This window comes from Citrobacter farmeri (genome assembly GCF_019048065.1).
Lineage (GTDB): Bacteria > Pseudomonadota > Gammaproteobacteria > Enterobacterales > Enterobacteriaceae > Citrobacter_A > Citrobacter_A farmeri.
In genome coordinates this window covers 4,343,727-4,364,127 of record NZ_CP077291.1, presented here as the reverse complement: position 1 = coordinate 4,364,127, position 20,401 = coordinate 4,343,727, and the positions used below count along the sequence as shown (strand labels likewise).

Sequence of the window (20,401 nt, the reverse complement as noted above, 5' to 3'; positions counted from 1 at the left end):
TCTTGTCCTTAAGCTCGTGCGTTCAGGCGGTCGAGTTTCTCAACTTTCTGACGAATACGTTGTTGTTTCAGCGGCGACAAATAATCGATAAATAGTTTACCGACCAGGTGATCCATTTCGTGCTGAATACAGATAGCCAGCAGGCCGTCGGCTTCCAGCTCAAACGGTTTACCCTCGCGATCGAGTGCGCGAACTTTCACTTTCTCGGCACGTGGCACTAAAGCACGTTGCTCCGGAATAGACAGGCAACCTTCTTCAATACCAGTTTCACCTTCTTTTTCCAGCAGTTCCGGGTTAATTAACACCAGGCGTTCGTCGCGGTTTTCTGACACGTCAATGACGATAATTCGCTGATGAATATCAACCTGCGTTGCCGCGAGGCCAATACCTTCTTCTGCGTACATCGTCTCGAACATATCATCGACGATACGCTGAATTTCTGCATTCACTTCTTCTACCGGTTTTGCGACTTTGCGAAGGCGCTCGTCCGGAATATGTAACACTTGCAAAACTGACATAGTTATCCAGAGTTGTGTTCAGGAGTTGGAAAGATTATTACCTCTATTCTAGACAAATCCCCCTCTGATTGACAGCATCAGTGACCAATCGCAAAGATTGCTAACACTGCTTGTGGCAGGGGGGAAAGGATGACCCGTACCGAAATTTGGCTACGTTTGATGGGCGTGAACGAGTTGTTCGGCGATGAGATGGTGCGAGTCGCTCAGGAGTTGATAGCACAACCGCATATTGATACCGCGGTGCTGCGGCGCGCGGGCCTTTCTCCTTCCCAGGCAACACGCTTTATTACCTTTTCGGAAGACGAGCTGGAAAAGACCTTTCGCTGGCTTGAGCTACCGCACCATCACTTATTACTGGCAGACTGTGAAGATTATCCTGCACAACTTCGTGCTATTGAAGATTACCCTGGCGCGCTTTTGGTCTCAGGCTCCCCGCAATGCCTCCATGATTTTCAACTCGCCGTAGTGGGAAGCCGAACACCGTCATGGTATGGCGAACGGTGGGGACGGTTATTCTGTGAGAAACTTGCGGGCTGGGAAATCACCATTACCAGCGGCCTGGCGCATGGTATTGATGGTATTGCCCACCGGGCGGCGATTCAGTCGAAGGGGAGAAGCATTGCTGTATTAGGAAACGGTCTGCAGGCCGTTTATCCCCGCCGACATGTCGGGATGGCAGAGGCTTTGCTGGAAACGGGAGGTGCTCTGGTGTCCGAATTTTCGTTGCTGATGCCTCCTTTACCACGCAATTTCCCCCGCCGAAACCGTATTATCAGCGGCCTGAGCAAAGGAGTACTGGTGGTTGAAGCGGCATTACGCAGCGGCTCGCTGGTCACCGCACGCTGTGCGTTGGAGCAGGGTCGAGAGGTGTTCGCCGTGCCCGGACCTCTCGGCAATCCCGGAAGTGAAGGACCACACTGGCTGGTGCAGCAGGGCGCCACACTTGTGACGGTTCCGGAGGAAATCATGGAAAACTTGCAGTGCGGCTTGCATTGGCTGCCAGATGGGCCTGAAAAATCACTTTATTCAGCAGATCAGGAGGACGCAGCATTGCCATTTCCCGAGCTCCTGGCTAACGTAGGAGATGAGGTAACACCTGTTGACGTCGTCGCTGAACGTGCCGGCCAACCTGTACCAGAGGTAGTGGCTCAGCTACTCGAACTGGAGTTAGCAGGATGGATCGCAGCTGTACCCGGCGGCTATGTCCGATTGAGGAGGGCATGCCATGTTCGACGTACTAATGTATTTGTTTGAGACATATATCCACAATGAAGCTGAATTACGAGTGGATCAGGACAAACTTGAACGGGATCTTACCGACGCTGGTTTTGATCGTGAAGACATCTACAATGCGCTCCTGTGGCTGGAAAAGCTTGCTGACTATCAGGAAGGTCTTGCCGAGCCGATGCAACTCGCTTCCGATCCCCTCTCTCTGCGCATCTATACACCAGAAGAGTGTGACCGACTGGATGCCAGTTGCCGGGGATTTCTGTTATTCCTTGAGCAGATCCAGGTGCTAAACCTCGAAACGCGAGAAATGGTGATTGAACGTGTGCTCGCGCTGGATACCGCAGAATTCGACCTGGAAGACCTGAAGTGGGTTATCCTGATGGTTTTGTTCAACATTCCGGGTTGTGAAAATGCATATCAGCAAATGGAAGAATTACTCTTTGAAGTGAATGAAGGTATGCTGCATTAATCAACCTTAATTCAGCATGAGTTGTTATGACTAAATCAGCACTGTTTTCGGTGCGTAAAAATGAGCCCTGCCCACAGTGCGGGGCTGAACTGGTAATTCGCTCCGGGAAACATGGTCCGTTTCTTGGTTGCTCGCACTATCCGGAATGTGACTATATCCGTCCGTTGAAATCCTCAGCGGACGGACATATCGTCAAAGTTCTGGAGGGGAAACATTGTCCTGACTGCGGCGGTGAACTGGTGTTGCGCCAGGGGCGTTTTGGCATGTTTATCGGCTGCAGCAACTATCCTGAATGTGAGCATACCGAGCTCATTGATAAGCCCGATGAAACCGCAATTACTTGTCCTCAATGCCAGACAGGTCACCTGGTCCAGCGGCGTTCTCGTTATGGCAAAACCTTCCACTCCTGCGATCGCTATCCGGAGTGCCAGTTTGTCATTAACTTCAAACCGATAGCCGGAGAGTGCCCAGAGTGTCACTATCCGCTACTCATCGAAAAGAAAACCGCGCAGGGTGTGAAGCACTTTTGCGCCAGTAAACAATGTGGAAAGCCGGTTTCGGCGGAACAAACAAGTGAATAATAACCTGCCAACAGACCCCATCGCTGACGCGATAGAGGTACTGAATAAAGAAAATGTCATCGCCTATCCAACAGAAGCCGTTTTTGGTGTCGGGTGCGATCCCGATAGCGAAGTGGCCGTTAATCGCCTGTTGGCCTTAAAACAGCGCCCGGTCGATAAAGGGTTAATTTTGATTGCCGCCAGCTTTGAGCAGCTCAAACCGTATATTGACGATAGTATGCTTACCGATGCCCAGCGTGATGCCGTGTTTGCGCGTTGGCCAGGTCCGGTGACTTTTGTTTTCCCCGCGCCGACGACAACGCCTCGCTGGTTGACGGGGCGCTTTGATTCACTGGCCGTGCGCGTAACGGATCATCCGCTGGTGGTCGCTTTGTGCCAGGCTTATGGTAAACCGTTGGTTTCAACCAGCGCCAACCTGAGTGGATTACCTCCTTGCCGTACGGTAGAAGAAGTCCAGGCGCAGTTTGGTACAGACTTCCCGGTGGTGTCAGGGGAAACCGGGGGGCGCTTGAATCCTTCGGAAATACGTGATGCCCTGACGGGTGAGCTGTTTCGACAGGGGTAAGATGATGGAAACCTATGCTGTTTTTGGTAATCCAATCGCACACAGCAAATCGCCGTTTATTCATCAGCAATTTGCACAGCAACTGCGTATTGCGCATCCGTATGGCCGCGTGCTGGCACCCGTTAATGATTTCATTAATACCCTAAATGCGTTCTTTGCCGATGGGGGTAAAGGGGTGAACATAACGGTGCCGTTTAAAGAAGAGGCGTTTGCCCGTGCAGATGAACTCACGGAGCGTGCTGCGCTGGCTGGCGCGGTGAATACAATCAAGCGGCTCGAAGATGGACGTTTGCTTGGCGATAATACGGACGGCATAGGTCTGCTAAGCGATCTCGAACGCCTGTCATTTATTCAACCGGGGCAGCGTATCCTGCTAATTGGCGCGGGAGGGGCTTCGCGTGGCGTACTGTTACCATTGCTTTCTATGGATTGCGGGGTAACTATCGTCAACCGTACAGCATCCCGTGCGGAAGAACTGGCACAGGTTTTTGCGCATACGGGAAGCGTGCAGGCGCTGGGTATGGATGAGCTGGAAGGACATGAGTTTGATCTGATCATCAATGCCACTTCCAGCGGCATCAGCGGTGAGATCCCCGCGATCCCGACATCGCTCATTCGTCCGTCTGTATGTTGTTACGACATGTTCTACCAAAAGGGCAATACGCCGTTTCTTTCCTGGTGTGAACGCCAGGGCGCTAAACGTTATGCCGATGGCCTGGGGATGCTGGTGGGGCAAGCGGCTCACGCCGTACTGCTCTGGCACGGCGTGTTGCCGGAAATTGAACCGGTGATTGCGCGCCTCAAGCAGGAGTTGTCCGCATGAATCAGGCTATCCAGTTTCCAGACAGGGAAGAGTGGGATGCGCAGAAAAAAGCGGTCTGCTTTCCCGCGTTGGTTAATGGCATGCAGTTAATGTGCGCAATTAAGGCAGAAACGCTGGCGAATCGCTTTGGTGGTGAAACGGTGGAGCAATGGTTAGCCCACTTTTGCGAATATCGCTGGGATCTGGAAGAAGAAGCGGAAGCGCTGATCCAGTCCCAGCAAGAAGACGTTCACGGTTGGGTCTGGTTACCCTGAGCGAGATACTCGTCTTTCCATTTCACATAATTTCTGGCGGAGTATTGCAGTCCGGCTTTCTCTTCCTCGGTGAGTGGCCGGATCTGCTTGACCGGACTCCCTAAATAGAGATAGCCGCTCTCCAGGCGTTTGTTTTGCGGCACCAGACTTCCCGCCCCAATCATTACCTCATCTTCTATCACCGCGCCATCCAGTAGAATCGATCCCATACCGACCAGGACGCGGTTGCCGATGATGCAGCCATGCAACATCACTTTATGTCCGACCGTCACATCTTCCCCCACAATGAGCGGATTGCCATCCGGGTTGGAAGTGGATTTGTGCGTGACGTGCAGCACGCTGCCATCCTGAATATTCGTCCGCGCCCCGATCGCAACGTAATTCACATCGCCACGGATCGCGACAAGCGGCCAGATCCCCACATCGTCCGCCAGGCGAACGTCACCAATGATCACACTGCTGCCGTCGAGCATCACTCGTTGGCCGATCTGTGGGAAAAGATCCTTATAAGGACGTAATACGTCAGACATGTCTACCTCAAGGAAAGAGAACAGTAATGATGACTTTGGTTGCATTTCTGGCCTTGCGCAAGTGCTTTATCTATCAAAAATCCGCCAAATTGCGCATGAAGGGAGCGAAGGGGATGAAAAAGCAGCAAACGAAAAAAAAGATCCAAAAAAGTCTTGTGCAAAAAATTGGGATCCCTATAATGCGCCTCCGTTGAGACGACAAAGTGAAACGCTTCACAAGATGGTCGTCACAGCGAAGAGAAAAATCCTGAAAATCAGGGTTGACTCTGAAAGAGGAAAGCGTAATATACGCCACCTCGCGACAGAGCGCTGAAGCGCGTCGCAACTGCTCTTTAACAATTTATCAGACAATCTGTGTGGGCACTCAAAGTGACATGGATTCTTAACGTCGCAAGACGAAAAATGAATACCAAGTCTCTGAGTGAACACGTAATTCATTACGAAGTTTAATTCACGAGCATCAAACTTAAATTGAAGAGTTTGATCATGGCTCAGATTGAACGCTGGCGGCAGGCCTAACACATGCAAGTCGAACGGTAACAGGAAGCAGCTTGCTGCTTCGCTGACGAGTGGCGGACGGGTGAGTAATGTCTGGGAAACTGCCCGATGGAGGGGGATAACTACTGGAAACGGTAGCTAATACCGCATAACGTCGCAAGACCAAAGAGGGGGACCTTCGGGCCTCTTGCCATCGGATGTGCCCAGATGGGATTAGCTTGTTGGTGAGGTAACGGCTCACCAAGGCGACGATCCCTAGCTGGTCTGAGAGGATGACCAGCCACACTGGAACTGAGACACGGTCCAGACTCCTACGGGAGGCAGCAGTGGGGAATATTGCACAATGGGCGCAAGCCTGATGCAGCCATGCCGCGTGTATGAAGAAGGCCTTCGGGTTGTAAAGTACTTTCAGCGGGGAGGAAGGGGTTAAGGTTAATAACCTTAGCCATTGACGTTACCCGCAGAAGAAGCACCGGCTAACTCCGTGCCAGCAGCCGCGGTAATACGGAGGGTGCAAGCGTTAATCGGAATTACTGGGCGTAAAGCGCACGCAGGCGGTCTGTCAAGTCGGATGTGAAATCCCCGGGCTCAACCTGGGAACTGCATTCGAAACTGGCAGGCTTGAGTCTCGTAGAGGGGGGTAGAATTCCAGGTGTAGCGGTGAAATGCGTAGAGATCTGGAGGAATACCGGTGGCGAAGGCGGCCCCCTGGACGAAGACTGACGCTCAGGTGCGAAAGCGTGGGGAGCAAACAGGATTAGATACCCTGGTAGTCCACGCCGTAAACGATGTCTATTTGGAGGTTGTGCCCTTGAGGCGTGGCTTCCGGAGCTAACGCGTTAAATAGACCGCCTGGGGAGTACGGCCGCAAGGTTAAAACTCAAATGAATTGACGGGGGCCCGCACAAGCGGTGGAGCATGTGGTTTAATTCGATGCAACGCGAAGAACCTTACCTGGTCTTGACATCCACAGAACTTGGCAGAGATGCCTTGGTGCCTTCGGGAACTGTGAGACAGGTGCTGCATGGCTGTCGTCAGCTCGTGTTGTGAAATGTTGGGTTAAGTCCCGCAACGAGCGCAACCCTTATCCTTTGTTGCCAGCGGTCCGGCCGGGAACTCAAAGGAGACTGCCAGTGATAAACTGGAGGAAGGTGGGGATGACGTCAAGTCATCATGGCCCTTACGACCAGGGCTACACACGTGCTACAATGGCATATACAAAGAGAAGCGACCTCGCGAGAGCAAGCGGACCTCATAAAGTATGTCGTAGTCCGGATTGGAGTCTGCAACTCGACTCCATGAAGTCGGAATCGCTAGTAATCGTGGATCAGAATGCCACGGTGAATACGTTCCCGGGCCTTGTACACACCGCCCGTCACACCATGGGAGTGGGTTGCAAAAGAAGTAGGTAGCTTAACCTTCGGGAGGGCGCTTACCACTTTGTGATTCATGACTGGGGTGAAGTCGTAACAAGGTAACCGTAGGGGAACCTGCGGTTGGATCACCTCCTTACCTTAAAGAACCTGCCTTTGTAGTGTCCACACAGATTGTCTGATGAAAAACGAGCAGTAAAACCTCTACAGGCTTGTAGCTCAGGTGGTTAGAGCGCACCCCTGATAAGGGTGAGGTCGGTGGTTCAAGTCCACTCAGGCCTACCAAATTCGCTCCCGTGCTTTGTTGTGGCAATGCTCGCATACTTCAGTATGCTTCGCCTCACCACGCCGCGCCCGGAAACGAATTAGGGACGAGGTTTTAACTACACTGTATGGGGCTATAGCTCAGCTGGGAGAGCGCCTGCTTTGCACGCAGGAGGTCTGCGGTTCGATCCCGCATAGCTCCACCATACTGTAGAACGTAATCAAGAAAACTTCAGAGTGTACCTGAAAGGGTTCACTGCGAAGTTTTGCTCTTTAAAAATCTGGATCAAGCTGAAAATTGAAACGACACATCTTTAATGGTGTGTTCGAGTCTCTCAAATTTTCGCAATCATGAAGTGAAACATCTTCGGGTTGTGAGGTTAAGCGACTAAGCGTACACGGTGGATGCCCTGGCAGTCAGAGGCGATGAAGGACGTGCTAATCTGCGAAAAGCGTCGGTAAGGTGATATGAACCGTTATAGCCGGCGATGTCCGAATGGGGAAACCCAGTGCAATCCGTTGCACTATCGTTAAGTGAATACATAGCTTAACGAGGCGAACCGGGGGAACTGAAACATCTAAGTACCCCGAGGAAAAGAAATCAACCGAGATTCCCCCAGTAGCGGCGAGCGAACGGGGAGCAGCCCAGAGCCTGAATCAGCATGTGTGGTAGTGGAACGGTCTGGAAAGGCCGGCGATACAGGGTGACAGCCCCGTACACAAAATTGCACGTGCTGTGAGCTCGATGAGTAGGGCGGGACACGTGGTATCCTGTCTGAATATGGGGGGACCATCCTCCAAGGCTAAATACTCCTGACTGACCGATAGTGAACCAGTACCGTGAGGGAAAGGCGAAAAGAACCCCGGCGAGGGGAGTGAAAAAGAACCTGAAACCGTGTACGTACAAGCAGTGGGAGCCTCTTTTATGGGGTGACTGCGTACCTTTTGTATAATGGGTCAGCGACTTATATTCTGTAGCAAGGTTAACCGAATAGGGGAGCCGAAGGGAAACCGAGTCTTAACTGGGCGTTAAGTTGCAGGGTATAGACCCGAAACCCGGTGATCTAGCCATGGGCAGGTTGAAGGTTGGGTAACACTAACTGGAGGACCGAACCGACTAATGTTGAAAAATTAGCGGATGACTTGTGGCTGGGGGTGAAAGGCCAATCAAACCGGGAGATAGCTGGTTCTCCCCGAAAGCTATTTAGGTAGCGCCTCGTGAACTCATCTTCGGGGGTAGAGCACTGTTTCGGCTAGGGGGTCATCCCGACTTACCAACCCGATGCAAACTGCGAATACCGAAGAATGTTATCACGGGAGACACACGGCGGGTGCTAACGTCCGTCGTGAAGAGGGAAACAACCCAGACCGCCAGCTAAGGTCCCAAAGTCATGGTTAAGTGGGAAACGATGTGGGAAGGCTCAGACAGCCAGGATGTTGGCTTAGAAGCAGCCATCATTTAAAGAAAGCGTAATAGCTCACTGGTCGAGTCGGCCTGCGCGGAAGATGTAACGGGGCTAAACCATGCACCGAAGCTGCGGCAGCGACACTATGTGTTGTTGGGTAGGGGAGCGTTCTGTAAGCCTGCGAAGGTGTGCTGTGAGGCATGCTGGAGGTATCAGAAGTGCGAATGCTGACATAAGTAACGATAAAGCGGGTGAAAAGCCCGCTCGCCGGAAGACCAAGGGTTCCTGTCCAACGTTAATCGGGGCAGGGTGAGTCGACCCCTAAGGCGAGGCCGAAAGGCGTAGTCGATGGGAAACAGGTTAATATTCCTGTACTTGGTGTTACTGCGAAGGGGGGACGGAGAAGGCTATGTTGGCCGGGCGACGGTTGTCCCGGTTTAAGCGTGTAGGTGTGTGTTCCAGGTAAATCCGGTTCACTTTAACACTGAGGCGTGATGACGAGGCACTACGGTGCTGAAGTAACAAATGCCCTGCTTCCAGGAAAAGCCTCTAAGCATCAGGTAACATCAAATCGTACCCCAAACCGACACAGGTGGTCAGGTAGAGAATACCAAGGCGCTTGAGAGAACTCGGGTGAAGGAACTAGGCAAAATGGTGCCGTAACTTCGGGAGAAGGCACGCTGATACGTAGGTGAAGCGATTTACTCGTGGAGCTGAAATCAGTCGAAGATACCAGCTGGCTGCAACTGTTTATTAAAAACACAGCACTGTGCAAACACGAAAGTGGACGTATACGGTGTGACGCCTGCCCGGTGCCGGAAGGTTAATTGATGGGGTTATCCGTAAGGAGAAGCTCTTGATCGAAGCCCCGGTAAACGGCGGCCGTAACTATAACGGTCCTAAGGTAGCGAAATTCCTTGTCGGGTAAGTTCCGACCTGCACGAATGGCGTAATGATGGCCAGGCTGTCTCCACCCGAGACTCAGTGAAATTGAACTCGCTGTGAAGATGCAGTGTACCCGCGGCAAGACGGAAAGACCCCGTGAACCTTTACTATAGCTTGACACTGAACACTGGTCCTTGATGTGTAGGATAGGTGGGAGGCTTTGAAGTGTGGACGCCAGTCTGCATGGAGCCGCCCTTGAAATACCACCCTTTAATGGCTGGTGTTCTAACGTGGGCCCGTTACCCGGGTTGCGGACAGTGTCTGGTGGGTAGTTTGACTGGGGCGGTCTCCTCCTAAAGAGTAACGGAGGAGCACGAAGGTTAGCTAATCCTGGTCGGACATCAGGAGGTTAGTGCAAAGGCATAAGCTAGCTTGACTGCGAGCGTGACGGCGCGAGCAGGTGCGAAAGCAGGTCTTAGTGATCCGGTGGTTCTGAATGGAAGGGCCATCGCTCAACGGATAAAAGGTACTCCGGGGATAACAGGCTGATACCGCCCAAGAGTTCATATCGACGGCGGTGTTTGGCACCTCGATGTCGGCTCATCACATCCTGGGGCTGAAGTAGGTCCCAAGGGTATGGCTGTTCGCCATTTAAAGTGGTACGCGAGCTGGGTTTAGAACGTCGTGAGACAGTTCGGTCCCTATCTGCCGTGGGCGCTGGAGAATTGAGGGGGGCTGCTCCTAGTACGAGAGGACCGGAGTGGACGCATCACTGGTGTTCGGGTTGTCATGCCAATGGCACTGCCCGGTAGCTAAATGCGGAAGAGATAAGTGCTGAAAGCATCTAAGCACGAAACTTGCCCCGAGATGAGTTCTCCCTGACCCTTAAAGGGTCCTGAAGGAACGTTGAAGACGACGACGTTGATAGGCCGGGTGTGTAAGCGCAGCGATGCGTTGAGCTAACCGGTACTAATGAACCGTGAGGCTTAACCTTACAACGCCGAAGATGTTTTGGCGTGAGAGACATCAATATCAGCTTGATAACAGATTATGTCACTTCGTGGAAACGGGGTGATGAAACAGAATTTGCCTGGCGGCAGTAGCGCGGTGGTCCCACCTGACCCCATGCCGAACTCAGAAGTGAAACGCCGTAGCGCCGATGGTAGTGTGGGGTCTCCCCATGTGAGAGTAGGGAACTGCCAGGCATCAAATTTAGCGTGCTGATATGGCTCAGTTGGTAGAGCGCACCCTTGGTAAGGGTGAGGTCCCCAGTTCGACTCTGGGTATCAGCACCACTTAATTAGGTTAAAGTTCGGCACAGTAGAAAAGAATTTGTCTGGCGGCTGTAGCGCGGTGGTCCCACCTGACCCCATGCCGAACTCAGAAGTGAAACGCCGTAGCGCCGATGGTAGTGTGGGGCCTCCCCATGCGAGAGTAGGGAACTGCCAGACATCAAATCAAACAAAAGGCCCAGTCGGAAGACTGGGCCTTTTGTTTTTCCTGTGCTGAAAGCCTGACTAGCGCCATCATCAGGCGGAGTTAGGCACAGAAAAGCCAAAGGCCATCCATCAGGGTGGCCTTTTTACATTCTGATTAATGTATAACCTGTGATAGAAACGCACGTGTACGTTCTGATTTAGGATGAGCAAAAAACTCATCCGGCGGTGCCTGTTCAACAATTTCTCCGCGATCCATAAAGATCACCCTGTCTGCCACTGTTCTGGCAAATCCCATCTCATGTGTTACGCAAAGCATTGTCATTCCTGACTGCGCCAGGCCAATCATCGTATCCAGAACCTCTTTTACCATCTCGGGATCCAGCGCTGACGTGGGCTCATCAAACAGCATAATTTTGGGTTTCATACATAGCGAGCGGGCAATGGCTACACGCTGTTGCTGCCCGCCGGAAATCTGCCCCGGAAATTTATGCGCGTGTTCTGCAATGCGCACACGCTCCAGGTAGTGCATCCCTAGCGCTTCGGCTTCTTTTACCGGCATCTTACGCACCCAAATTGGCGCCAACGTACAGTTTTGTAGAACTGTCAGATGAGGAAAGAGATTAAAGTGCTGGAACACCATGCCGACTTCCTGTCGGACGCGCTCAATATTGCGGATGTCCTCATTTAGCTCAATCCCATCAACAATGATTCTTCCCTGCTGATGTTCTTCCAGATGGTTGATACAGCGGATGGTGGTTGATTTCCCTGAACCCGAAGGCCCGCATAATACAATGCGTTCCCCTTGCTTAACGCGCAGGTTGATGTCCTTCAGAACGTGAAATTGTCCGTACCACTTGTTGACGTTTTCCAGCGTAATCATCGCGTCGGCAGGTTGTATTAATAGTTGGCTCATAGAATCCTCAGTGCGGTGTACGCCCGGTGTTAAAGCGCTTTTCCAGATGCTGGCTGTAGCGCGACATGCTGAAACAAAAAATCCAGTAGATTAGAGCAGCGAAAACATAGCCTTCCGTCGACATCCCCAGCCAGGCCGGGTCCACCGTCGCTTGCTGCACGCTGCTGAAAAGATCGAACAAGCCGATGATGATGACCAGACTGGTATCTTTAAACAGGGCAATAATCGTGTTGACCAGCCCAGGAATGACCAGCTTTAGGGCCTGAGGAAGAATGACCAATCCCTGGGTTTTCCAGTAGCCTAATGCCAGAGATTCTGCCGCTTCGTATTGCCCTTTCGGTAATGCCTGTAGTCCCCCACGTACGACTTCCGCGACATAGGCCGACTGAAAGAGGATCACGCCTACCAGCGCCCGAATAAGCTTGTCAATGCTGGTTCCTTCTGACATAAACAGCGGCAGCATTACCGAAGACATAAACAGGACGGTGATCAGCGGTACGCCACGCCAGAACTCGATAAAAATAACGGATAAGATCCGCACGACGGGCATATGAGAGCGACGTCCCAGCGCCAGCAAAATCCCTAAGGGCAGAGCCCCCGCGATCCCGACAGATGCGATGATTAAGGTCAGCGTCAGCCCGCCCCATTGGCGCGTTTCAACGCGATCCAGCCCAAGAAAGCCGCCATATAGCAGGAACCAGACAATGATCGGGTAAATGATGGCCCAGGCGGCGATGTATCGCCCGCGACGCGGCAGCGCTTTCCAGAACATTGGAACAATAGAAGCCAACCCGATGATCAACGCCAGGTTGATACGCCAGCGCTGGTCGTGCGGGTACAGCCCATACATGAACTGTCCAAAACGTTCGTGAATGAACACCCAGCAGGCACCGGCTTTGGTACAGTCTGCACGGGTGGAACCCACCCAGTTGGCCTGCAGAAACGCCCAGTTCAGCAAAGGGGGGATCAACTCCCACATCAACCACAGACAGAACAGTGTCAGCAGGCTGTTTGACCAACTGGAAAAGAGATTTTTTCGTACCCATAAGATCGAACGACCAGGACCGTTACTGGCCGGGCGCATGGGATGAGACAGCAGTGCTTTTGTCATCATGGTTCCTTAGCGCTCAATGAGGGCGATTCGCCGGTTATAGATGTTCATCAGCAGCGAGATGCTCAGGCTAATGATCAGGTACACCGACATCGTGATGGCGATGGTTTCAATGGCCTGTCCTGTCTGGTTTAGCACCGTGCCAGCGAACAGTGATACCATGTCGGGATAGCCAATGGCGGCGGCCAGCGATGAGTTTTTCACAATATTCAAATATTGACTGGTCAGCGGCGGAATAATGACACGTAGCGCCTGAGGAATGATGACCTGGCGAAGGGTCACGGTATTGGGCAACCCCAGAGAGCGGGCTGCTTCATGCTGACCGTGGGGAACGGCCTGAATGCCTGCGCGGATGATTTCAGCAATAAATGCCGAGGTGTATACCGACAACGCCAGCGTCAGGGCCGCCAGCTCAGGAATGAGCACCATTCCGCCACGAAAGTTGAAGCCATGTAGCTGCGGAATATCCCAATGCAGCGCCGCGCCAAAAAGCCAGTGAGCGATGAGCGGCAACAGCACTATCAGGCCTAATGCCGTGGGCCAGGTTCTGCGTAGCTGCCCCGTTTTCATCTGATGCATTTTATTGAAGCGGAACAGACCCACGGACAGCGCAATAGCAATCGCCGCTGAGAGCACGAAAGCGAGCACACCTTCCCCAAACTGCGGCGACGGGATATAAAGTCCCCGATTACTCAAAAAGACCATCTCCAGCGCACTGGCGGCCTGGCGAGGGCCGGGTAAATTGCGTAGGACCGCGAAGTACCAGAAAAAGATTTGCAGTAGCGGCGGGATATTACGGAACGTCTCGATATAAATCGTTGAGAGTTTACGCAGTAACCAGTTGTCTGACAGGCGCGCCAGCCCCAGAAAGAAGCCGATAAATGACGCAAACACGATACACAGTGCGGAAACCAGTAGCGTATTAAGCAACCCCACCAGAAAAACGCGTCCGTAGGTGTCACCCTGTTGATAGTCGATCAGGTGCTGGACAATGCCAAATCCTGCGCTACGGTCGAGAAAGGCAAAGCCCGAGGTAATGCCGCGACTGCTTAGATTATTAATTGTGTTGTGAATGAGATAGATAGCAACTGCCACGACCGCAAGAATGGCGAGGATCTGGAACAGCCAGGCGCGGACCGCAGGGTTTGAAAAGGAGAGTGACCCTTTTACATTTGAGCGGCGATGGAACATAAGAAAGCCTCGGTAACCATGACTCTGAACTGAGCGCCGCACGTGCGACGCCCGTTACATCACAACGACTCAACGCACTGGCGGTGCGTATTGAATGCCGCCGTTATTCCAGAGATTGTTCTGTCCACGTTTGATCTTCAGTGGGCTTTCCGATCCCACGTTGCGTTCAAAGATCTCCGCATAGTTACCTACCTGCTTGATGATGTTGTAAGCCCATTTATTGTCGAGCTTCAGATCTTTGCCGTAGTCGCCTTCTTTGCCCAGCAGATGCGCCATGTCTGGCGTTGCAGGATTCGCCGCTTTCTCATCGACATTTTTCGATGTCACGCCCATCTCTTCGGCATTCAACATAGCGAACAATGTCCAGCGCACAATAGAGAACCACTCATCATCGCCGCGACGAACGACCGGGCCCAACGGTTCTTTCGAAATCACCTCTGGTAACACCAGCCATTCTGCCGGGTTGCTGAGTTTAATGCGTAAGGCATACAGCTGGGACTGGTCAGAGGCGAGGGTATCACAACGTCCTGATTCCAGTGCTTTTGCTGACTCATCTGAGCGGTCAAAGGTGACCGGGGTGTATTTCATATTATTGGCTTTGAAATAATCGGCCACGTTCAGTTCGGTATCCGTTCCCGCCTGGATACAGACGGTGGCGCCATCTAACTCTTTCGCACTTTTCAGACCCGCTTTGTTATGGGTCAGGAAGCCGATGCCATCGTAATAGGTGACGCCGGTGAATGACATACCCATTCCGGCATCACGCGAAGAGGTCCAGGTGGTATTACGGGAAAGAAGATCGACTTCGCCCGACTGTAATGCGGTGAAGCGTTCTTTTGCGGTGAGTGGGGTATATTTTACTTTTGTATCATCACCCAGGACGGCGGCGGCAACGCCACGGCAAACATCCACATCTATCCCGGAGAATTTCCCGTTTGCATCAGCGTAAGAAAAACCGGGAAGACCGTCACTGATACCGCATTGCACGAACCCTTTCTTTTTTACAGCATCCAGCGTGGTCCCGGCATGTGCCTGATTGGCAACCGCAAGCAGCACGCCGGCCGCAGCCAGTGTGGCTATCATCATCTTTTTCATAATGCATCCTGTGTGGCAAAGAAATTATTGTTATAGAGAGACGTTCTTCAACGTCTTTAACCTGTCTGTGGCATTGGCCATACTCTTTTAAGCAAAGGTAGTGCCAGGTTTTGCGCACGAATATCCGACGCAATAAGCAGAGTGTAGACAGGAAAAAATAAACTCAGCGCCCTGAAATGGTGCGAAATTGAAACGTAAGCCACATTTTGGAGCAAAATATTTAAAACAATGCTCGCGAAGTCAAATAACAATTTCGGGCGTGAATATCGAGGGGGTGAGTATTGAAAGATAAATGAGAAAACGGAGAGTATGGGACTTATTGATAATTAAAATGTAATGGTGCCATTATTTTTCAATACTTTGTATGATATGAAAAACGATGAACTTAAGCTAAAAGCGCGGCAAGTACCGCGCTCTGAGAGTGTTATTTCGACAGCGCGATGATCCCCATCGTCAGACCCGCAACCGCTGCGGCCCCGCCAGCAATAGCGCCCGCGGTTTCCCAGTTATCCTGAGTTGTCCCTTTCATACAGGTATTGGTATGAACGAGGCGCCCCTGATCATCATAAACCGGAACGCAGGGGGAATCGTGGGCACAACCCGCCAGCAATGCCGTGAGCAGTGCCACTGGAATTAATCTTTTCATGGTGTTACCTCAAAAAATAAGCGTTCCGCAAAAACAGCAACAGTGAATGCTGCTTTGCGTATACGAAACGAATTTTACCACCGCTAAAAAAAAGATTGGCATATGGAATAATCTCAATTCATGTGGATTGTAAAAATAATGGAGGAGTGAATTTCGTATTATGCAGAGCAAATGACTATCTGTTTAATAAATAAAGAAAGAGACCAGAAGGAAAAAGGCGTCCGTCGACGCCTTTATTTACATATTACCCCTGAGATTTGTTAAATCGGCCTCTGACGACGACAAAGAAGACCGGAACAAAGAAGATGGCCAGCAGCGTTGCCGTCAGCATCCCTCCCATCACACCGGTTCCGACCGCATTCTGGGCGCCGCTTCCCGCTCCCCGACTGATGACCAGCGGCATTACGCCGAGGATGAACGCGAGTGAGGTCATCAGAATAGGGCGTAGACGCATACGTGCAGCCTCAAGCGTTGCCTCGATCAGGCCACGACCTTCCTTTTCCATCAGATCCTTGGCAAATTCCACGATCAGAATGGCGTTTTTCGCGGAAAGTCCAATCGTGGTTAATAGCCCGACCTGGAAATAGACGTCGTTATTCAGCCCGCGCAGGGAGGCGGCCAGAAGCGCGCCTACAACACCGAGCGGGACAACCAGCATTACTGAGAACGGAATGGACCAGCTTTCATACAGTGCGGCAAGACAGAGGAACACGACGATCAGCGAGATGGCATACAGGGCCGGTGCCTGATTGCCGGACAGCCGTTCCTGATATGACATTCCCGTCCAGTCATGGCCGATGCCATTTGGCAGTTTTGATGCGAGATCTTCCATCAACGCCATCGCCTCTCCGGTGCTACGTCCTGGTGCCGCTTCCCCCAGTATCTCCATCGATGGCATGCCGTTGTAGCGTTCCAGACGTGGAGAACCATACACCCAGCGGGCGGTACTAAAGGCAGAGAAGGGGACCATCTTGCCGTTGGCGCTTCGAACGTACAGATTGTTGATGTCCTCTGGCAACATACGGAATTTCGCATCCGCCTGAACATAGACTTTCTTCACACGTCCCCGGTCAATAAAGTCGTTAACATAGGAGCCACCGAGTGATGCAGAGATCGTTTCGTTAATGTCTGACAAGGCAACGCCAAGCGCCTGCGCTTTTTCCTGGTCAACATCCAGCTTGAACTGTGGAGTATCCTCCAGACCGTTAGGGCGAACACGGACCAGCAGATCAGAGTGCTTAGCCACCATGCCCAATAGCTGATTACGCGCGGAGGTTAGTCCGGCATGACCCAGTCCCCCCTGGTCAATGAGCTCAAAGTCGAAGCCGGTCGCGGTGCCCAGTTCAATAATCGCCGGCATGTTGAAGGGAAAGACCAGCCCATCCGGGATCTGACTGAAGGCGTGAGTCGCGCGCGCAATCACCGCTTCGACGCTGTTTTCCTTGCCACTACGCTCGTCCCAGGGTTTTAGGCTGATGAAAGCCAGGCCTGCGTTCTGCGCCTGACCGCTAAAGCTGAAGCCATTGACCGTAAATACACTTTCAACGTTCGCTTTTTCGTTACTCAGGTAGTAATGCGTAACCTGATCCAGCACTTTTTGGGTTCGTTCCTGGGTTGCCCCGGCAGGCAGCTGGATCATTGTCATGAATACCCCCTGATCTTCTTCAGGGAGGAAGGAGGTCGGCAGACGTAGAAACAATACCGCCATCCCGACGAAAATCAGGACGTAGATAATCAGGTAGCGTCCGGTGTTGCGTACAATACCGCTGACGCTGCTGGTGTAGTGGTTGACGCTGAGGTCAAATTTGGCATTAAACCAGCCGAAGAATCCCCCTTTCTGCTCGTGGTGCTCAGTTGACAACGGTTTAAGCAGCGTTGCGCAAAGTGCTGGGGTCAGGATCAATGCCACCAGAACGGAGAGTGCCATTGCGGATACGATGGTGATAGAAAACTGGCGGTAAATAGCCCCGGTGGAGCCACCGAAGAAAGCCATCGGGATGAAGACAGCGGACAGCACCATCGCGATTCCAACCAGCGCCCCCTGGATCTGGGACATGGATTTTTCCGTTGCCTCCTTGGGCGACAACTTGTCCTCCATCATTACGCGTTCAACGTTTTCCACCACCACGATGGCGTCATCGACCAGAAGGCCGATCGCCAGTACCATCCCGAACATCGTCAGGGTGTTGATCGAGTAGCCAAACGCCGAGAGGATCGCAAACGTACCCAGCAGCACGACGGGAACCGCAATGGTCGGAATGAGCGTTGCGCGGATGTTCTGCAAAAACAGATACATCACGAGGAAGACCAGGACAATCGCTTCGAACAGCGTTTTCACCACTTCGTGAATGGAGATCTTTACAAACGGTGTCGTGTCGTAGGGATAAACGACTTTCATCCCTTGTGGGAAGAAAGGTTGTAGCTCGACGAGTTTGTCTTTGATCGCCTTTGCGGTATCCAGAGCATTGGCTCCGGTCGCCAGCTTGATTCCCAGGCCCGCTGCCGGTTTACCGTTAATTCGGGCGACAACGTTATAGCTTTCCCCCCCAAGTTCAATACGCGCAACATCTTTAAGGCGAACGGTGGAACCGTCACTGTTTACCCGTAATGTGACTTTGCCGAATTCCTCGGGATCTTTCAGGCGCGTCTGCGCAATGATGGAGGCGTTCAACTGTTGACCCGGCAGCGCAGGCGTTCCGCCCAACTGACCGGCTGCGATCTGGTCGTTCTGCACTTTCAACTGATTGATGACTTCAACCGGCGTGAGCTGGTATTTGTTCAGCAAATTGGCATCCAGCCAGATACGCATTGCGTACTGCGCGCCAAAGAGTTGGACATCACCTACACCGCCCTGGCGGCTGATCGTATCTTTCACGTTTGAGGCAACGTAGTCGGAAATATCGTCCTGAGTCGTTTGCGGATTGTCAGAAACAAAGCCTGCGACTAACAAGAAGCTGCTGCTCGATTTTTCTACGCTAATCCCTTGCTGTTGTACTTCCTGAGGCAGCAACGGCGTCGCCAATTGCAGCTTGTTCTGCACCTGAACCTGGGCGATATCCGGATCGGTCCCGGACTGAAAGGTTAACGTGATGGTCACACTACCCGCAGAGTCGCTGGTGGATGACATATACATCAGGTTATCAATACCGTTCATATTCTGTTCGATAACCTGAGTCACGGTATCCTGCACCGTTTGCGCATCGGCCCCAGGGTAGGTCGCGGAAATCGCGACCGCAGGCGGTGCGATAGTTGGGTATTGCGCAACAGGCAGTTGCATAATCGCCAGGGCTCCCGCCAGCATCAGAATGATGGCCAGTACCCAGGCAAAGATCGGACGTCTAATGAAAAAATTTGCCATATCCGGTGACCTTATTGCGCCGCTTTCGCCGCAGGGGTATTGGCATCCGTGGTGGCTTTCACCTTCACGCCTGGATGGGCTTTTTGTATTCCGCTGACAATCACCTGGTCGCCGGGTTGTAAGCCTTCGCTAATCAGCCATTTGTCACCAATGGCCTGTGAGGCGATAACAGAGCGGGGTTCAACCTGGCTTTGGTTATTGACGACCAGCACTGTCGCATCACCTCGGGGCGTACGCGTTACACCCTGTTGAGGGATCAGAATGGCGTTTGGCTGAATGCCTTCGTCAATGCGTGCGCGAACAAACATCCCCGGCAGCAGAGTATGCTGCGGGTTAGGGAAGACGGCGCGAAGGGTGATAGAGCCCGTGCTTTCATCCACCGTGACATCAGAGAACTGTAATGTCCCTTTCAGGGGATACGCCGTACCGTTTTCCATCACCAGTTGGACATTGCTACTGGAGTTGTCCTTGTGCAGGCTGCCTTGTTCAATGGACTGTTTAAGATGCATGAAGTCGCTGCTGGACTGTGTGACATCGACATAGATAGGATCGAGTTGCTGTACGGTGGCCAGGGCTGTCGCCTGACCGTTGGTCACCAGCGCGCCTTCAGTCACGCTGGATTTGCCAATACGGCCACCGATCGGCGAGGTGACTTTGGTGTAAGCAAGATTGATGCGTGCGCTTTCAACGGCAGCTTGCGCTGCGATAACCGTCGCATCAGCCTGACGTGCCTCGGCCACTGCCTGGTCGTATTCCTGTTGACTAATATATTTTGTCCCTACCAGCGGGACATAGCGCTTAACCGTCAGATGAGCGATGGCGGCAGCGGCTTCGCTTTTCGCCAGTTCTCCTTTCGCGCTGTTGTATTCTGCCTGCCAGGTGGCAGGATCGATTTGATACAGTGACTGCCCGGCCTCGACATCGCTGCCCTCGGTGAAATTCCTTTTAAGAACAATACCACTGACCTGCGGACGTACTTCTGCAATGCGGAATGCAGAGGTGCGTCCGGGCAGTTCGGTCGTTACCGCTAATGGTGCGGTAGTGACCACGTGAACGGTCACCTGTGGTTCAGTTGTCTGAGCTTGTTTATCTCCCTGATCGTCACAACCGACAAGTAACGCAGCAGAGATGAGGATAAATGAGGGCAGGAGTGAAAACCTGGCATGTTTCGTCATTACTGTTCCTTAAAAACCAATCGCTCGTTATTTACCGGAAAATGGTAAGGCGATAACGTGCACGAAGAAATAATTGT

At 52.4% G+C, this 20,401-nt stretch carries 16 protein-coding genes, 3 tRNA genes and 4 rRNA genes; 14 read left to right on the top strand and 9 right to left on the bottom strand.

Translation table 11 applies throughout. The features are described 5' to 3' along the window. Window positions 1-8: 8 nt before the first annotated feature. Window positions 9-518, bottom strand: a complete 510-nt coding sequence (gene def, locus I6L53_RS20565) for a peptide deformylase (RefSeq protein ID WP_042326273.1) — start codon at window positions 516-518, stop codon at window positions 9-11. Window positions 519-647: 129 nt separating this feature from the next. Here def and dprA point away from each other — a divergent pair, with 129 nt between their 5' ends. Genes dprA through I6L53_RS20535 form a run of 6 tightly spaced genes read left to right on the top strand, consistent with a single transcriptional unit; the run spans window position 648 to window position 4,440 of the window. Continuing rightward, a complete protein-coding gene (gene dprA, locus I6L53_RS20560; protein WP_042326275.1) occupies window positions 648-1,772 on the top strand; it encodes a DNA-protecting protein DprA in 1,125 nt (374 codons plus the stop codon). Beyond that, window positions 1,744-2,217, top strand: a complete 474-nt coding sequence (gene smg / locus I6L53_RS20555) for a DUF494 family protein Smg (protein WP_042326277.1) — start codon at window positions 1,744-1,746, stop codon at window positions 2,215-2,217. Before dprA ends, smg begins: the two co-directional genes overlap by 29 nt. A 26-nt stretch (window positions 2,218-2,243) precedes the next feature. Then, window positions 2,244-2,798 (top strand): DNA topoisomerase family protein, encoded by a 555-nt coding sequence (locus I6L53_RS20550; RefSeq protein ID WP_042326279.1) that lies wholly within the window; start codon window positions 2,244-2,246, stop codon window positions 2,796-2,798. Further along, window positions 2,791-3,363 carry an L-threonylcarbamoyladenylate synthase type 1 TsaC gene (tsaC, locus tag I6L53_RS20545; RefSeq protein ID WP_042326281.1) on the top strand — a complete coding sequence of 191 codons (573 nt, stop codon included), beginning with the start codon at window positions 2,791-2,793 and terminating at the stop codon, window positions 3,361-3,363. Before I6L53_RS20550 ends, tsaC begins: the two co-directional genes overlap by 8 nt. Window positions 3,364-3,367: 4 nt before the next feature. Further along, complete coding sequence (aroE, locus tag I6L53_RS20540; protein ID WP_042326290.1) at window positions 3,368-4,186, top strand: shikimate dehydrogenase; 819 nt, start codon at window positions 3,368-3,370, stop codon at window positions 4,184-4,186. Beyond that, window positions 4,183-4,440: a DUF1488 family protein gene (locus tag I6L53_RS20535; RefSeq protein ID WP_042326282.1), complete on the top strand. Its 258-nt coding sequence runs from the start codon at window positions 4,183-4,185 to the stop codon at window positions 4,438-4,440. The genes aroE and I6L53_RS20535 overlap by 4 nt, the downstream gene beginning before the upstream one ends. On the opposite strand, the gene I6L53_RS20530 is transcribed toward I6L53_RS20535, so the two are convergent. Continuing rightward, window positions 4,416-4,970: a gamma carbonic anhydrase family protein gene (locus I6L53_RS20530; RefSeq protein ID WP_042326285.1), complete on the bottom strand. Its 555-nt coding sequence runs from the start codon at window positions 4,968-4,970 to the stop codon at window positions 4,416-4,418. The genes I6L53_RS20535 and I6L53_RS20530 overlap by 25 nt on opposite strands. Here I6L53_RS20530 and I6L53_RS20525 point away from each other — a divergent pair. From I6L53_RS20525 to rrf (I6L53_RS20490), 8 genes are all read left to right on the top strand, one after another. Continuing rightward, window positions 4,969-5,283, top strand: coding sequence for a hypothetical protein (locus I6L53_RS20525; protein WP_139155844.1), 315 nt, complete (start codon window positions 4,969-4,971; stop codon window positions 5,281-5,283). The two genes, I6L53_RS20530 and I6L53_RS20525, sit on opposite strands and share 2 nt — an antisense overlap. A 155-nt stretch (window positions 5,284-5,438) precedes the next feature. Beyond that, window positions 5,439-6,980: ribosomal RNA gene (locus I6L53_RS20520) — 16S ribosomal RNA — on the top strand. Window positions 6,981-7,049: 69 nt separating this feature from the next. Further along, window positions 7,050-7,126, top strand: a tRNA-Ile gene (locus tag I6L53_RS20515). 109 nt (window positions 7,127-7,235) lie between these two features. After that, window positions 7,236-7,311 (top strand) — tRNA-Ala (locus I6L53_RS20510). 172 nt (window positions 7,312-7,483) lie between these two features. Then, window positions 7,484-10,390: ribosomal RNA gene (locus tag I6L53_RS20505) — 23S ribosomal RNA — on the top strand. A 95-nt stretch (window positions 10,391-10,485) separates the two neighbouring features. Further along, window positions 10,486-10,601, top strand: a 5S ribosomal RNA gene (rrf, locus tag I6L53_RS20500). A gap of 14 nt (window positions 10,602-10,615) precedes the next feature. Beyond that, window positions 10,616-10,691 (top strand) — tRNA-Thr (locus I6L53_RS20495). A 40-nt stretch (window positions 10,692-10,731) separates the two neighbouring features. Next, window positions 10,732-10,847: ribosomal RNA gene (rrf, locus tag I6L53_RS20490) — 5S ribosomal RNA — on the top strand. The 16S, 23S and 5S rRNA genes sit together here with 3 tRNA genes alongside, the layout of an rRNA operon. Window positions 10,848-10,989: 142 nt before the next feature. On the opposite strand, the gene I6L53_RS20485 is transcribed toward rrf (I6L53_RS20490), so the two are convergent. The 7 genes from I6L53_RS20485 to I6L53_RS20455 all read right to left on the bottom strand — a co-directional run bounded on the left by I6L53_RS20485 (window position 10,990) and on the right by I6L53_RS20455 (window position 20,324). After that, window positions 10,990-11,748, bottom strand: coding sequence for an amino acid ABC transporter ATP-binding protein (locus I6L53_RS20485; RefSeq protein ID WP_042324914.1), 759 nt, complete (start codon window positions 11,746-11,748; stop codon window positions 10,990-10,992). A 7-nt stretch (window positions 11,749-11,755) separates the two neighbouring features. Next, the gene (locus I6L53_RS20480) at window positions 11,756-12,859 is read right to left on the bottom strand and encodes an amino acid ABC transporter permease (RefSeq protein WP_042324916.1); all 1,104 of its coding nucleotides are present in this window, start codon (window positions 12,857-12,859) and stop codon (window positions 11,756-11,758) included. 9 nt (window positions 12,860-12,868) lie between these two features. Continuing rightward, window positions 12,869-14,050, bottom strand: coding sequence for an amino acid ABC transporter permease (locus tag I6L53_RS20475; protein WP_042324918.1), 1,182 nt, complete (start codon window positions 14,048-14,050; stop codon window positions 12,869-12,871). 69 nt (window positions 14,051-14,119) lie between these two features. Beyond that, window positions 14,120-15,145, bottom strand: a complete 1,026-nt coding sequence (locus tag I6L53_RS20470) for an amino acid ABC transporter substrate-binding protein (protein ID WP_042324921.1) — start codon at window positions 15,143-15,145, stop codon at window positions 14,120-14,122. 424 nt (window positions 15,146-15,569) lie between these two features. Next, window positions 15,570-15,791, bottom strand: a complete 222-nt coding sequence (locus tag I6L53_RS20465) for a putative periplasmic lipoprotein (RefSeq protein ID WP_000825639.1) — start codon at window positions 15,789-15,791, stop codon at window positions 15,570-15,572. Between the two features lie 244 nt (window positions 15,792-16,035). Beyond that, window positions 16,036-19,149, bottom strand: a complete 3,114-nt coding sequence (locus I6L53_RS20460) for an efflux RND transporter permease subunit (RefSeq protein WP_042324923.1) — start codon at window positions 19,147-19,149, stop codon at window positions 16,036-16,038. A gap of 11 nt (window positions 19,150-19,160) precedes the next feature. Further along, a complete protein-coding gene (locus tag I6L53_RS20455; protein WP_042324925.1) occupies window positions 19,161-20,324 on the bottom strand; it encodes an efflux RND transporter periplasmic adaptor subunit in 1,164 nt (387 codons plus the stop codon). Window positions 20,325-20,401 lie beyond the last annotated feature (77 nt).

What these genes read in the sequence shown, in the direction of transcription:
- I6L53_RS20550 (WP_042326279.1), top strand. Translation starts at nt 2,244, where the DNA reads ATGACTAAATCAGCACTGTTTTCGGTGCGTAAAAATGAGCCCTGCCCA.
- I6L53_RS20530 (WP_042326285.1), bottom strand. Translation starts at nt 4,970, where the DNA reads ATGTCTGACGTATTACGTCCTTATAAGGATCTTTTCCCACAGATCGGC.
- I6L53_RS20480 (WP_042324916.1), bottom strand. Translation starts at nt 12,859, where the DNA reads ATGACAAAAGCACTGCTGTCTCATCCCATGCGCCCGGCCAGTAACGGT.
- I6L53_RS20535 (WP_042326282.1), top strand. Translation starts at nt 4,183, where the DNA reads ATGAATCAGGCTATCCAGTTTCCAGACAGGGAAGAGTGGGATGCGCAG.
- I6L53_RS20475 (WP_042324918.1), bottom strand. Translation starts at nt 14,050, where the DNA reads ATGTTCCATCGCCGCTCAAATGTAAAAGGGTCACTCTCCTTTTCAAAC.
- I6L53_RS20525 (WP_139155844.1), top strand. Translation starts at nt 4,969, where the DNA reads ATGTCTACCTCAAGGAAAGAGAACAGTAATGATGACTTTGGTTGCATT.
- I6L53_RS20460 (WP_042324923.1), bottom strand. Translation starts at nt 19,149, where the DNA reads ATGGCAAATTTTTTCATTAGACGTCCGATCTTTGCCTGGGTACTGGCC.
- def (WP_042326273.1), bottom strand. Translation starts at nt 518, where the DNA reads ATGTCAGTTTTGCAAGTGTTACATATTCCGGACGAGCGCCTTCGCAAA.
- I6L53_RS20465 (WP_000825639.1), bottom strand. Translation starts at nt 15,791, where the DNA reads ATGAAAAGATTAATTCCAGTGGCACTGCTCACGGCATTGCTGGCGGGT.
- I6L53_RS20470 (WP_042324921.1), bottom strand. Translation starts at nt 15,145, where the DNA reads ATGAAAAAGATGATGATAGCCACACTGGCTGCGGCCGGCGTGCTGCTT.
- smg (WP_042326277.1), top strand. Translation starts at nt 1,744, where the DNA reads ATGTTCGACGTACTAATGTATTTGTTTGAGACATATATCCACAATGAA.
- I6L53_RS20455 (WP_042324925.1), bottom strand. Translation starts at nt 20,324, where the DNA reads ATGACGAAACATGCCAGGTTTTCACTCCTGCCCTCATTTATCCTCATC.
- aroE (WP_042326290.1), top strand. Translation starts at nt 3,368, where the DNA reads ATGGAAACCTATGCTGTTTTTGGTAATCCAATCGCACACAGCAAATCG.
- dprA (WP_042326275.1), top strand. Translation starts at nt 648, where the DNA reads ATGACCCGTACCGAAATTTGGCTACGTTTGATGGGCGTGAACGAGTTG.
- I6L53_RS20485 (WP_042324914.1), bottom strand. Translation starts at nt 11,748, where the DNA reads ATGAGCCAACTATTAATACAACCTGCCGACGCGATGATTACGCTGGAA.